The following is a 12,735-nucleotide window of genomic DNA, read 5'->3' as shown; positions in this document are numbered from 1 at the left end:
ATAATATTTACCGCATCTTGATAGAATTCGTAAAAAACACTCCTAATCGTGGCATTGGAGTCAGCTAGTGGGTGATCCAATGCCACGATTAGGAGTCAGGTCAGAGACTCAAAATACCTTTTGTTGTAGAGAATGCTAGGGTGGGTTGGGTTGTATGAGTAAGCAATATCATTGTGGTGACGTGATTTCTCGGTATCCCCCATTTGAGAATAGCATAAGCAGAGTTGCAGATGAGGTAGCCACGTCCAGGAAACGTGGTCGATGTGTGCGAGTTTTTCAGCAGGTCGCTCCACTTTTGTTGCGAGATCATACCAAAAAATGGCCAGTAGCCAATTTTTATCTTCGACATGAAAGGCTCCAATCTGGCAGCACGCTTCAGCCCGTGGGCGATCGTAGTTGAACGTACGATATAGCGAGGACAGAACATTTTGTCTCTCGTATAGATGAGAATAGCAATTCGCCAACTTCAAGCAAGCGTTAATGTTGTCTTCTACCCAGCCTTGTTGGGTATTCAGGAACTTGGTGTAAAAAGTAATGGCCTCTTCATGATACTGATTGTCGCGTAATTCATTCGCATAATAGTACAAGTCCCGTGGAGAGAATTCTTCCCCTTTGGCTTCCCTGCGTCGATAGATTTGCAGATTGCGGTCCGTGTATTCCTTCTGCTTGTTATGCGTGATGGATATATCACTGTTGATGACGTTTCCACTCACTTCCAAATACTCATGGACGGGCCCGATCCAGCGAAAACCACGGTCGCGTTTTACGAGGCGATTGCGGCGAATGCTGTATGCCACATTCCCATTGCTGTCCACAGAAAGATTGTAGTTCATCGTGACACTGTCGATGCTGTAATTCAACGTAAACTTCAACTCGCGGAAGAGCTGACGGTCTTTCTCCAGAAGAATATCGTCTGCATCCAGCCACAAAATATAGGGGCATGTTGCCTTGCTGAACGCATAGTTTCTTGCAGCTGAAAAATCATCAATCCACTCGAAATCATAAATGGTGCAGCCATAGTTGGACGCAATTTCTTTCGTACGGTCTGTTGAACCCGTGTCGACGATAATGATTTCATCGACGAGATCCGCAACGGTGGAGAGGCAACGCTCCAGAGCGTCTTCTTCATTTTTGACGATCATGCATAAACTGATGGAAATCTGATTCGCTTTCCCCGCTGTCATGCCATTTTTTTTGCGATACTCACTCACTCCTGCCAGATCCGACTGACGGTAGATGTGGTATCCAGGAAGGTGTGTATCTACATGCAAAGAAAAGCCCATAGCTACAGCCCGGACGCAAAAATGCCGATCTTCTCCCCAGAACGACAAGTTAGCTATTCGCTTGAAGCTGACGCCTGCCTCCAAGACCTTTCGATGGATTAACGTGCATGCACCGAGGCCTCCTACCTCATACACACCCGGTTTACGCAGCATCTCTAAAAAGTTTTGGTTCTCCGCTGATTCGGACGCGCCTTCGCGTGTCAACGTGTATTGATCCATCAGCCAAACTTGAGGAAGCTCAATCGAATCAGGCTGCCAACGTGTCCAGTAAATGTTGGAGATAATATCTTTATTGGCTTGAAGCAATTGTTGCAGGGTGTGAGGGTGTAAAACGAGATCGGAATCGATCAAAAACAAGTAATCGAAACCCTCTTTGAGCGCATAGGAGATGATCGTATCTTTCATTTGGGCTACTTTCCAAATATTTCGTTCCGTCCAATAATGGGTCATTTCATTTCGGACATACGTGTCATCGTCTGTGTTTTTGAGGATGACTGTTCGTTTGTTCTCCTTCTCGAAATCAGCCAAGAGTGTACTGGATAATGGGTCTTTGTTATCGTCAATGAACATGTAATGAACCAGTTCGTTTTTGGTAGTCAGCTCCGTGAGCGATTGAAGGAATTCCTCCAAAATGATCGGGAATTGTTGAATGGGACTACCGATTAAAATACGTTTTTTACCCATGGTACACCCCCATCTATAGCCTTGTTCAAGTGGTTGCCGCAGGTTTGCTGAATAGCAGTAAACCATTGTCCACTTTTGCGACAATTCGGTTCTCATGCTGCAGCTCTTTTAAATAAGAGCGGATAATCGAAGCAGTCAAACCGTAGCGGTGCAAGTCATCTTCAAACTCATACTTTTTCATGACTTTTTGGACGACTTGTTCGAGAGTGCTTGGCTGCTCTTGAATCAATGCTTCAAGAAAAGCAGAGGTGTCTTTCATAAGGGTGAGATGCTTGTTAATTAAACCCGTTACTGTCTTAAAGGCTCCACCATGGTAAAGCACATAAGCGTTCAATTTCATCATCGAGAGCTTCTTGAAGCTTCTCCTTGCAGCCCTCAGATCGTTAAAAAAAAGGAGATTCTGCTTGTTCAATGTTTTGGGGCCAAATAAGGCATCGCCGCAGTAAAGGACATGATCAGGGGTAACAATACCGACCATTCCCGGTGAATGTCCAGGTAAGGAGACGATTTTGAATGGAATGGTATGGACGTGAAAGATACCATCGATGGATGGAAGATAATCCGTTACGAGCGCACGCACATTCTCTTTATTTTGATCAGGTGTAGTATCAGGCCCTCCACCTGCGTCGAAAACCAAAGGCTCGAGATGCGGATTTTCAATGAGATAGGATGCCAGATGTGTCGCATAGATGCGAATGTTGGGGAACCTCTTTTTCAAATAGAGATTGCCGCCGTGATTAACAGCGTGGCCATGTGTATGAACAACGGCAAAGATTTGATACCCTCGATTACTGATTTTCGTGCATACTTCCTCGATGACCGTGGCATTCGGTCCGCTATCAATGAAAACAGCGATTTTGCTGGGCCTATCCAAATAGACACCGATCCCGTATTTACCGGAGACCACATAACTGTTGCCGGCCACTTCGATCAATTCCAAACGATCCATATCCCTTACTCCTTCATTAGATTCAGGTTCATATGTGGATGACCTTGGTGACATTGCCAATACGTACCTTTACGGAGTTCGGTACAAAAGGAGGCTTTGCAGGTGCAGACACTCGCTTAGCCAGCATTTTTTTCTGTCCACGCACTTTCGCCACGTTGGTTACAGGCTTGGGACGCATAGATTTGTTTTTGTTTTTATCGGGAGTAGGGACGGATGCAGCCTGTGTTAATAATGGGGGTTTTGGACGTACTGGTTTCCGGTTGTTGGCTGTATCGATGCGTGCGTTGTTTGCGAGCAATGGAGGGGTTGGGGAAGGCATAGGTGGAGCGTCAGTAGTTTTCGTTTGCTCACCCAGATCCAGACGTATCGGTTCGTCATCTGGTAAATCTTCTTCTAGCTCCAATTGCATCGGCTTGTTGTAGGGGGAATTCTCTTCCGGTTCCATATACTTTGTTTGATGATGAGAATGGTCTTCTATCAAGTAAAAAGCTTGTAATTGCTGCAGATGATTTTCTATCAATGTGGCGATTTGTTTATGTGGAAACCTCCATGTCTTTACCAATTCCGATAACCGGGCAATCGCAGCAAGGAAATGTGTGGACATTTCACTAGTGGGATGAAGAGGGGGACGCGATTCAAAAAGGAAGCTGTGAGCAATCTGCTTATTATGTATGTGGGTATGCAGTCTGACGAGCAGATTGATCATCGTTGATAGTTGGTAGCTAAACAGCATAAGCTCATAATCTTTGGCATGATGAAAGCGGGATTCCAATCCTTTGACCAACTGGACGAGGGAATAGGTCAGCTTTAGAACGGTTTGGTCATCGATACCTCTGTTCTTCATGGCAATTGACCTCGAATTCCTGAAATGAACAATCGTTAATAGTCGATGGTGATGTCATCCAATTCATCCGCGAAATCAGATTGTTCCATCTCAAAATTTGATTTAAGCGCCACAGGGTACATGTGAATGGCCGCATCCAGCTTTTTTAACAAAAGCCATTCAGCCATCAGCACCGAATCCAGAATCGAAATGACTGTACGATTAAAGGTGATGATCTCATCATTGGAGGGGTTGTTAGGGAAGTCCAGATTTTTGCCAACGAAAGCAAGGGCTTTGTCAGCTTCGGCGTTTAGCAATCTGGACAAGGCTTCTTCCTCTAGGGCAATCGATTGCAGCAAATGACTCAAAGCTTCTTCGCGCGTAGGCACATCATATGATGGAACTTTATCCTGTAAGGTCATCATCATCCCTCTTCAATAAAATTATGAATCCCCATGAAAAGCAGTGTGAGCAAGGGGAGTTATTTTTCGAGGCAAGGAGGATCGGGCAAGTCAGGTAAGTCATCCTGATGATCATCATGCATCTGCTCCAGCTTAATAATGTCCTCCAGCTTGAATTGCAAAAGCATCTCTGTCTTGATAACATTGCGCAGCATTCGTTCTACGCTATTGTTTAGGGTAATTGCATCATTGAGTGAGAGGCCTTGCTCCTTCACGATCTTTTGGATCTTTTCCCCCTCTGCCCTAATAATGTGAGAAAGTCCGATTTCCTCCAGCGCAATAGAGGTGAGAAGCAGATTTAATACTTCGTTGCGTTTCAATATAATTTCCGGTGTTATATTGGGGACCGTGGGCATTGACATCGTTATCTACATCCTTTGATTGTCTGATTTTGTATACATAATAAGACTTGCCCGAAGAAGAAGGCGATCTGCTTCCCGTTATTTGCATAGAACGCCTTCGGGCAAGTTTCTTACAACGTGCTTAAAAACGATAGGGTCGTCATAGGATCGCGTATATTGATAGTGAATAAATGGAAACTTCCTCGCAGTACATGTTATGTAACCGCGATCTTAATATGACAACTTAATCGTATTCAGGTGCCCGGGATAATGTTAACCACACTTTCCAGCTTGAATTGCAAGAGCATATCTTTTTTGATGACATCTTGCAGCGTTCTGCGAACACTGTTGTCAACGGCAAGAATGTCAGAGATGGTGGGGACGACCCCAGGCGTAATCCCCAATGTACCTACCACAAACTGGATCTTTTCTGCCTCTGCACTCATAATTTGCGCCAAAGCCAATTCCTCCATAGCAATGGATGTCAGCAGTAAAGACACGGATTGCTCAATCGTAACGGAAATGGTGGGTGTAATGTTAGGAATGGTAGGGTGAGACATGAGATCACCTCTTTGAAGGAATGGATAACTGTTTTACTCGTAAGCCTATCGCTTACTTCTAAACCGTGAGCGCTAGCTATTCCCCCCTTTGTTTTCATTACGGTAAGTGTATGCATAGGTGTGTGTCCCACTGAACTGTTTATTTGTACACATGCGTAAGGAAGCAGGGAATGCGAAAAGCCCGGATCGATTGACCCGGACCAGTGGTATTGGGATAGTTTCCATACGAATGAGGCCTATTAAATCGAAGGAATCTGTGGAAGAAGATTATCCACGATATTTTCCAATTTGAATTGCAGGAGCATATCTTTTTTGATGACATCTTGTATCGTTTGACGAACGCTTGCATTGACGAGCAGGATGTCGGAGAGTGTTGGTGCTGGTTCGAGCCCTGGATCAAGGGTACCTAAAACAAATTGGAGTTTTTCAGCCTCTGCGTTTAGAATTTGAGCCAAAGCCAGCTCCTCTAAAGCAATGGAGGCAAGCAATAGCGAAGTGGTTTGGTCTAGAGTAATCGAGATAACAGGCGTAATATTAGGGATCGATGCTTGGGACATGATCATCACCTCATGGATTGATTAGTATGTAACCACCCTATCAAACTGTCTCGAGAGTAGGATATGCACAGGTGCCTATGGCGGTGTCTGTCTGAATGGGTAGCCGCCCATTAATTTTTGGTGCCTTGAAGCCCTACCAATACCCAGCGACGATTTCCGACTATCTCTCGAAAAAGTTCTTCGTAGTGATAGATTTTTCCGAGATGAGTCAGAAAGGGATAGTGATCAAAATCATCTACGAGAATAAGCGCATCTGGTTTGAGCGCGTCAACAAATAGTGGATAGGCCAGAGAGCGGCCGTTGCCATGCGGACCGTCCACAACCATGACATCTACTGAATGAACGGAAAGCGATAGTTGGTCCAAATCCGCGTAAAATGCGTTTTGAATAGAAAACTGATCAATCTGTTTCTCAGGAACATGCTGTCCGATGGCAGGCCACAAGCTCCTGCTCTCTGCTGGATTGTCGAAGACCTTGTTCCATTCCTCTTCGGATAGTTGCTTCAAAGAGCTGGTCACCAAAGCGACATGCGGTACATCCCCTAGGCTCTCCTTGATTTCCTTTGCACGAATCGGATGATGCTCCACAATGGTTGCTTGAACCGGGAGCAGCTCAAGCTCGCCAAGTGATTTCCAAAACAGAGCGGAGTCACCTCCACCCAACTGAAGTATCTGGCACTTCTCATTTTCTTTTTTGATATGACGGCATGTATGTACGAGGGCCTGTTTGCTCAACGTGAGTGAGTTGTATCGCCAGTGATTACAATTAGATTGCTGCAAAGCTTTTTCGATATCGCGAACGATCATCTTCATTCCACCCATTCCAACAGATTGGGATGTTGATCCAAGATCGATTCATACTGTTCCTTCCAGCCATATCTGGCATCGGGGTCGAGGAGCTGATAGCGGTTGTACTTGCTTTGTCTGTCTTCTAGTCGGGCCCAGCCAAAATGTTTCACGCGTGATAGATGGCACAGGTAAGGGAACTGGTTGATTGAGAGAGGGAATCTGCCGCAATGCTGAGGGGTTTCCTTCCATATGTATGGGAAGTCAGGGCGATACTTGATCATAAAAGGACGGTAGTAATGATGGGCATTCCAATACACATCTTCGCGATAATGCGTCTCGCTCCACATATCGTACAAACGAAAGTAGATCGCCTCGTATGTCTGCTGTTCCAAAATCTCGGAAACTTTCGAGGGGAAGGAGCTATCCATGATTTCATCGGCGTCCAGATTCAAAATCCATCCCGGATCAGTCTGGATCGTTTCTTGCCATTGTTGTTTGCGCAAGGCAACCTCGTTGGAAAACTGGGAGGTTGCGTTTTGAACCAGGTGAAGAGGAATGCCCTTGAGAACCTCTCTACAAAGCTCCACGGTATGATCAATACTGCCATCGTCAATGATGACGGCTGCGTCAATAAAGTCTTTATGTGCTTCTAGCGCTCGTCTCAAATAGCGATTGCCCTCATTTTTCACAATCATAGAAAGAGTCAGTTTGGCTCTGGTCATCTGCGTGCTCCACCTCCTGCGCTTGGCGTGTTGCAATGCAGAAGATCTCATGGCCTTGGAATGTTGATTGGAGATTCACAGCTAGCTTCATGATGTCCTGGATCGGTAGAGGTGTTTGCGTGGTTTTGCGCAGATGGTTTTCCAAGCGATTCGTTTCTTCTCGAGAAAAGATGGAGAGAACCTCCCAGCCACCTTGATGAAGCAATGAGATCAGATTGTCACGGGAGTAATGAAAGAGGTGGTCATTTTCGGTATACAGCGGGGAATACACCCCGAACAATTTATTGGTGAACGAGTTTTTGTTCGGCACGCTAAAAATGATCTTTCCTCCTGGTTTAAGAAACCCCTTCAATTCTTCAAGGTATTGCTTCGGATGCGAAATATGCTCAAAGACGTGACAAAAAACGATGGCATCAAAAGTACCAATGTGCTCTGGGGCGAGAACGGAGGAGTTCCATAACGAGTGAACCAGTTGTAATCCATACCGGTCTTGGGCGTATGCGCATGATTGGTGTGACGGCTCTACCCCAATAACCTCCCACCCAGCCTCACGAGCAAGGAATAACAACTCTCCTGTCCCTGGACCAATTTCGAGCAGCTTCCCTTTTTCCGAAAACCACATATCGAGCAGCAATGTATGGAAGATCGCATGTTCTGTAAATGTATTTTTGGCGTATTGATCCCGCATGGAAACCCAACTCGCATCGTAAATGTCTGCAACCAGCTGTGTCACGTTGACTTGGTCGAGGTGAGGTTGAAAAACGAGATCACAATCTTTGCATGTTAGGAGCGAGAAGGTAGCGTACTGGTGGAAAAGCGCAACCTGAGAACTGTTGCACAAAGGGCATGAGTCATGCATGGATACGATCCCTGCTTTCTTTGTGATATCTGCCTACAACTACCTATGCTCTGTTCATGCAAAAGGTTCGAAAACCAAGGAAATGGCGCCGTTCTGAAAGGAGCAGTCCGCTCATAGAGTAAAGGGGGGATAGACTACGATCTCAGTGATGTGTGTAAAAGGAGATGAGCAGCGTGTCTGAGGCGCCCAAGATTTCCTTATGTATGATTGTAAAAAACGAAGAAGAGTGCCTTCACAAGTGCTTGGAAAGCGTGAAAGATCTTGTGGATGAAATGATTATCGTAGACACGGGGAGTACCGATAAAACGATAGAGATAGGCAAGTCATTCGGAGCGGTCGTGCTCTCGTATGAGTGGCAGGATAACTTCGCAGAAGCGCGGAACTTTGGACTGGAAAAAGCAACGGGCGACTGGATTTTGTGGATGGATGCCGATGAGGAAATGAATAAGGAAGACAGCAAGAAATTGAAAGAGCTGCTTCGCGGTCAAGAAGATTCTCTTTTTTATATCCATCTAATAAACTACATTGGAGATGAAAAAAATGAAGACGATGCTTTTCATATCGCTCACTCACGTTTGTTTCGCAATAGCATCGGTTTTCGCTTCCATTTTCCCATCCATGAAACGCTCAACGTAGAAGAAGTTCTTCCCAATCTGACCGAAGACCTCCACATTCAAATCTTGCCTGTACGGATTTACCATTACGGCTACATGAATGAATTTACTGGCAGAAAGAAAAAATTCGAGCGCAATATTCAGCTGCTAATGAAGGAATTGGAAAAAGAGGACCACTCTCCATGGATTGAGTATCATCTTGCCAGTGAATTCTCACGTATCCAGGAGCATGAGAAAACGTTCAAGTTCGTGAATCTGTCTATTATCGGGTTTCTCGAAAACCATATGATGCCGCCTTCGCTTCTTTACAAGCTCAAATACTCTACGTTGATCTCGATTGGCAGTGCGGAGGGGGCGTGGCCAGGAATTGAGAAGGCAATCGAGATTTATCCTGACTACGTTGATTTGCATTTGTACAAAGGGATCATTCAATATTTGAAAAAGGACTATAAACGAGCATTGATGACATTTGATCATTGCTTGGAGCTAGGTGAGAGCAACATTCGTCATCTGACCTTGAAGGGATCGGGAAGTTTTTACGCCTGGTATTACAAAGGGCTCTGCTACGAAGGATTGGGTCAAGTGGAAGAGGCCGTGGCAGCTTATCAGACGGCGTTGGCGATGGCGGAAAATCATGCACCAGCCAAAGAAGCATTAGAGAAGCTGAGCCAGAAGTCTGAAGTATGTCATACGCAACACAACAAATAGCATCGTGGCGAAAAGCCGTTTACGTCGATTGTTCAGGCGTAACGGCTTTTTTTCGTAATGGCGAAGCATGAACAAAATGACGTTAATCACCTTTATTGCGCTAAAAGGTTTAATAAGCACAATGTTTCATTTGCGGCAGCGGATTGTTACAATAAAAAGCGCATTTAATCGGTAATAATAATCATTATCAATTACATCGAGTGAGGGACAAAAATGAAGCGAACAAACGGAATAAAACGTCTCGGTCATATGCTTTGGACGCTTGCACTGGCAGGTACGGTATTACTGACCGGATGCGGAAGCGCAGAGCAAAAACAGCCAGCAGCAGGTCAAGATAGCGCGCCAACCACACAAAAGCGCATGGTAAAACACGAGTTGGGCGAAACAGAAATGACCGGAGACCCGAAAAGAGTCGTGGCGCTGGAGTACTCCTTTGTGGACGGACTATGGGAGCTGGGAGTGACGCCTGTAGGAATCGCGCAGGAGAAGGATAAGGATGTAGAAGGACTGATCGGCAAAAAAATCGAGTATACCCCTGTTGGGACACGCCAACAGCCGAGTTTGGAAGTCATCAGCTCATTGCAGCCGGATTTGATTATCGCTGATTTGAATCGCCACAAAGACATTTACAAGGATTTGCAAAAAATTGCACCGACGATCATCCTGAAAAGCCGCAACTCGACGTATCAGGAAAACTTGAGCTCGTTTGCCACGATTGGGGAAGCGCTGAACAAGCAAAAAGAAGCAGAACAACGCCTGATCAAGCACAAGGAGATCATCGCAGAGTTTAAGAAGAAGGTATCAACTGATGATTCCCGCAATGTCATGCTGGGTGTGTTCCGCGCAGATTCGCTGTCCGCACATGGTGCAAAATCGTTTGATGGCGAATTGCTCGAAATGATTGGAATCAAAAATGCGATTCAAGATGCGCCAGAACCAACGGTAAAAATCAGTCTGGAGCAAATGGTGCAGTGGGACCCGGACGTGATTTTCCTGGCGGAGGCCGACGACGCGCTGTTGAACGAATGGAAGCAAAATCCGCTCTGGAACAATATCACCGCAGTCAAAAATCAGGAAGTACACAAAGTAAATCGTGACCTCTGGACGCGCTATCGTGGACTGAAATCCGCAGAACGTATTGTCGAAGAGGCAGTGAACCTTTTGTACAGTAAGGATAAATAAGAACACATACGATGCAAATGCTGGAAAGACCGATCGCTGATCTGGTCTTTTCCGTGTTCCTGCACGTGGTAGTTGATCGAGGTGGCTTGTATTGCAGAAAACAACGATACGACGACGAAAAGGTACCTTTGTCCTCATTGCGATCGGCTTGGCGATCCTCTTGCTCATTGGTTTGTTGCTGAGCTTGTTTACTGGAGTAGCTTCGTTGCAGATTCGATCATTATTGACGAATTGGCTATCGGGTGATTACTCCAAGGAGCTCTTGATTTTCCAAACCATCCGAGTTCCGAGAGCAGTGCTGGGAGCCATCATCGGGGCGAATTTGGCTGTGGCAGGAGCTGTGATGCAGGCCGTTACCCGCAATCCACTGGCTTCCCCGCAAGTATTTGGTGTCAATGCGGGGGCTTGTCTGGTGGTCGTACTCGCGATTGTGTTATTACCGGATATCGGGAAAGCCAATCTCATCTATTTTGCATTTGGTGGAGCGATTCTCGGGGGACTTGTTGTCTTTGGATTTGCAGCTTCCCGCGGGATGACCAATCTCAAGATCGCTTTGGTAGGTATGGCCATCCACTTGCTGCTCACCTCCATTACGAAGGGAATTATTATTTTTAACGAACACATATCGAATGTACTGTACTGGTTGTCTGGCTCCATTAGCGGAGCGGCTTGGACGGATGTGCAGTTGATATTGCCGTGGTCGATGGCGGGACTCCTGCTGGCGATCTGGCTGTCCGGCTCATTGTCTGTGTTTCGACTGGGGGAGGAAGTCGCGATGGGGTTGGGGCAAAAAATCGCCCGCGTCCGACTGCTGTCTTATGTTGTGGTCGTTATTTTGTCAGGCGCCTCTGTTGCTGTCGCCGGAGCTGTTGGTTTCGTCGGACTGATGATTCCGCATATCGCAAGGAGGCTCGTGGGTACGGACTATCGGGTCGTTATCCCTGTGTCTGCGCTTGGGGGCGCTGTCTTGGTCACAATCTCCGATGTAGTGGCTCGCTTGATTTCCTATCCGTTTGAGTCTCCTGTAGGAATTGTAACGGCGCTTCTGGGAACCCCGTTCTTTCTTTACTTGGCGAGAAAAAAGGGGAGGGAAATGGTATGACTTCACGAAAAAACACCCTGCTCCTGGTTGGCCTCAGCGCCTTAGTCTTAGTGGCAGCATTGCTTAGCATGGGAATCGGCCCGATCTTTATCGGCCCTGATCAAATCATCCGGGTGATCATGGGTGAATCTTCGTCGCTTACGTTTATGATGGAAAACTATCGATTGCCGCGGGCGTTGCTCGCGATTCTTGCAGGAGCGGGCTTCGCGATCGCTGGTGTGATTTTGCAAGGAATGATCCGTAATCCGCTGGCATCTCCAGATGTTGTAGGGGTAACCAAAGGTGCGGGCTTGTTCGCGGTTGTGGTCATCATTCTGTTTCCGACTGCTTCACCAATTCTTCTCCCGATTGTCGCGTTTTTGGGAGCACTGGCGGTAGCGATTGCCCTCATCTATTTCGCTCGGAAAAGCGGTGCGCAGCCAACGACGTTTGCCTTGGTCGGTATGGGAGTAGGGGCGATCTGTCAAGCGCTGACGGAATTCATCATGGTGAAGTATCCGATGCAAGCCAATGATTCTCTTGTCTGGCTGGCGGGGAGCTTGTGGGGAAAAGGCTGGGATGAAATTTATGCGTTGCTGCCGTGGCTGCTCGTATTCATTCCCATTAGCTTTGCCCTGCATCGAAAGCTGGACATTATCAGTCTGGATGAAGGGAGCTCCACCGGGCTCGGGCTGAATGTCGTACGGACACGCTATGTGCTCTTGCTGCTCGCCGTTGCATTGGCAGGCGCATGTGTAGCGGCGATTGGCTCGATTGGTTTTGTTGGATTAATTGCGCCACATATGGCGAGAAACCTGTTCGGTCATCAGCATCGGTATCTGTTGCCAGGTGCGGCAGTTTTGGGAGCGTTGATTCTCGTGATTGCAGACGCATTGGGGAGGGGACTGAATCCTCCGATCGAGATTCCCGCGGGTATTGTGACGGCGGTCATCGGTGTTCCGTACTTCTTGTATTTGGTGCGTCAAGAGAAGAGAAAGTAAAAAGAAAAGCCATCTTTTCCTCTAGCTTTGGTCTTACCCCTGTCAAGTAGACACAATTAAAAAAGCCTAAGCAGCCAGTGTGTTTCGGTATTCAACCGGGGCACACTGGTTTAATTTTTTCT

At 46.6% G+C, this 12,735-nt stretch carries 14 protein-coding genes; 4 read left to right on the top strand and 10 right to left on the bottom strand.

The features are described 5' to 3' along the window. Positions 1-95 precede the first annotated feature (95 nt). From FB479_RS24940 to FB479_RS24895, 10 genes are all read right to left on the bottom strand, one after another. Complete coding sequence (locus tag FB479_RS24940; RefSeq protein ID WP_142067090.1) at positions 96-1,967, bottom strand: glycosyltransferase; 1,872 nt, start codon at positions 1,965-1,967, stop codon at positions 96-98. 25 nt (positions 1,968-1,992) lie between these two features. Beyond that, the gene (locus FB479_RS24935; RefSeq protein WP_142067089.1) at positions 1,993-2,916 is read right to left on the bottom strand and encodes an MBL fold metallo-hydrolase; all 924 of its coding nucleotides are present in this window, start codon (positions 2,914-2,916) and stop codon (positions 1,993-1,995) included. A gap of 28 nt (positions 2,917-2,944) precedes the next feature. Beyond that, positions 2,945-3,760 carry a hypothetical protein gene (locus FB479_RS24930; RefSeq protein WP_142067088.1) on the bottom strand — a complete coding sequence of 272 codons (816 nt, stop codon included), beginning with the start codon at positions 3,758-3,760 and terminating at the stop codon, positions 2,945-2,947. Positions 3,761-3,795: 35 nt separating this feature from the next. Further along, complete coding sequence (locus FB479_RS24925) at positions 3,796-4,161, bottom strand: alpha-helical endospore appendage domain-containing protein (RefSeq protein WP_106657271.1); 366 nt, start codon at positions 4,159-4,161, stop codon at positions 3,796-3,798. Between the two features lie 59 nt (positions 4,162-4,220). Further along, positions 4,221-4,562: an alpha-helical endospore appendage domain-containing protein gene (locus FB479_RS24920; RefSeq protein WP_106657270.1), complete on the bottom strand. Its 342-nt coding sequence runs from the start codon at positions 4,560-4,562 to the stop codon at positions 4,221-4,223. A 233-nt stretch (positions 4,563-4,795) separates the two neighbouring features. Then, positions 4,796-5,101 (bottom strand): alpha-helical endospore appendage domain-containing protein, encoded by a 306-nt coding sequence (locus tag FB479_RS24915; protein ID WP_142067087.1) that lies wholly within the window; start codon positions 5,099-5,101, stop codon positions 4,796-4,798. 239 nt (positions 5,102-5,340) lie between these two features. Next, entirely contained in the window at positions 5,341-5,658 is a 318-nt protein-coding gene (locus FB479_RS24910) for an alpha-helical endospore appendage domain-containing protein (protein ID WP_142067086.1), read from the bottom strand. A gap of 110 nt (positions 5,659-5,768) precedes the next feature. Further along, complete coding sequence (locus FB479_RS24905) at positions 5,769-6,464, bottom strand: hypothetical protein (protein ID WP_142067085.1); 696 nt, start codon at positions 6,462-6,464, stop codon at positions 5,769-5,771. A 2-nt stretch (positions 6,465-6,466) separates the two neighbouring features. Beyond that, the gene (locus tag FB479_RS24900; RefSeq protein ID WP_142067084.1) at positions 6,467-7,168 is read right to left on the bottom strand and encodes a glycosyltransferase; all 702 of its coding nucleotides are present in this window, start codon (positions 7,166-7,168) and stop codon (positions 6,467-6,469) included. Next, positions 7,125-8,027 (bottom strand): class I SAM-dependent methyltransferase, encoded by a 903-nt coding sequence (locus FB479_RS24895; RefSeq protein WP_142067083.1) that lies wholly within the window; start codon positions 8,025-8,027, stop codon positions 7,125-7,127. The genes FB479_RS24900 and FB479_RS24895 overlap by 44 nt, the downstream gene beginning before the upstream one ends. Before the next feature lie 173 nt (positions 8,028-8,200). On the opposite strand from FB479_RS24895, the gene FB479_RS24890 reads away from it, so the two are divergent. From FB479_RS24890 to FB479_RS24875, 4 genes are all read left to right on the top strand, one after another. Beyond that, positions 8,201-9,349 (top strand): glycosyltransferase, encoded by a 1,149-nt coding sequence (locus FB479_RS24890; protein WP_142067082.1) that lies wholly within the window; start codon positions 8,201-8,203, stop codon positions 9,347-9,349. Positions 9,350-9,562: 213 nt separating this feature from the next. Beyond that, positions 9,563-10,531: an ABC transporter substrate-binding protein gene (locus FB479_RS24885; protein WP_142067081.1), complete on the top strand. Its 969-nt coding sequence runs from the start codon at positions 9,563-9,565 to the stop codon at positions 10,529-10,531. A gap of 91 nt (positions 10,532-10,622) precedes the next feature. Beyond that, a complete protein-coding gene (locus FB479_RS24880; protein ID WP_142067080.1) occupies positions 10,623-11,633 on the top strand; it encodes a FecCD family ABC transporter permease in 1,011 nt (336 codons plus the stop codon). Continuing rightward, positions 11,630-12,613, top strand: a complete 984-nt coding sequence (locus FB479_RS24875) for a FecCD family ABC transporter permease (protein WP_142067079.1) — start codon at positions 11,630-11,632, stop codon at positions 12,611-12,613. Before FB479_RS24880 ends, FB479_RS24875 begins: the two co-directional genes overlap by 4 nt. The last annotated feature ends 122 nt before the right edge of the window (positions 12,614-12,735 follow it).

The sequence above is a fragment of the Brevibacillus sp. AG162 genome (assembly GCF_006715575.1).
GTDB lineage: Bacteria > Bacillota > Bacilli > Brevibacillales > Brevibacillaceae > Brevibacillus > Brevibacillus brevis.
Note: the sequence above shows the minus strand (reverse complement) of the source record. Positions and strands in the feature narration are given on the sequence as shown.

Bases quoted from the DNA above. Each gene is read 5' to 3' on its own strand.
- FB479_RS24930 (WP_142067088.1), bottom strand. From the start codon at position 3,760: ATGAAGAACAGAGGTATCGATGACCAAACCGTTCTAAAGCTGACCTAT.
- FB479_RS24895 (WP_142067083.1), bottom strand. From the start codon at position 8,027: ATGCATGACTCATGCCCTTTGTGCAACAGTTCTCAGGTTGCGCTTTTC.
- FB479_RS24875 (WP_142067079.1), top strand. From the start codon at position 11,630: ATGACTTCACGAAAAAACACCCTGCTCCTGGTTGGCCTCAGCGCCTTA.
- FB479_RS24925 (WP_106657271.1), bottom strand. From the start codon at position 4,161: ATGACCTTACAGGATAAAGTTCCATCATATGATGTGCCTACGCGCGAA.
- FB479_RS24915 (WP_142067087.1), bottom strand. From the start codon at position 5,101: ATGTCTCACCCTACCATTCCTAACATTACACCCACCATTTCCGTTACG.
- FB479_RS24900 (WP_142067084.1), bottom strand. From the start codon at position 7,168: ATGACCAGAGCCAAACTGACTCTTTCTATGATTGTGAAAAATGAGGGC.
- FB479_RS24935 (WP_142067089.1), bottom strand. From the start codon at position 2,916: ATGGATCGTTTGGAATTGATCGAAGTGGCCGGCAACAGTTATGTGGTC.
- FB479_RS24910 (WP_142067086.1), bottom strand. From the start codon at position 5,658: ATGTCCCAAGCATCGATCCCTAATATTACGCCTGTTATCTCGATTACT.
- FB479_RS24905 (WP_142067085.1), bottom strand. From the start codon at position 6,464: ATGATCGTTCGCGATATCGAAAAAGCTTTGCAGCAATCTAATTGTAAT.
- FB479_RS24920 (WP_106657270.1), bottom strand. From the start codon at position 4,562: ATGTCAATGCCCACGGTCCCCAATATAACACCGGAAATTATATTGAAA.
- FB479_RS24885 (WP_142067081.1), top strand. From the start codon at position 9,563: ATGAAGCGAACAAACGGAATAAAACGTCTCGGTCATATGCTTTGGACG.
- FB479_RS24940 (WP_142067090.1), bottom strand. From the start codon at position 1,967: ATGGGTAAAAAACGTATTTTAATCGGTAGTCCCATTCAACAATTCCCG.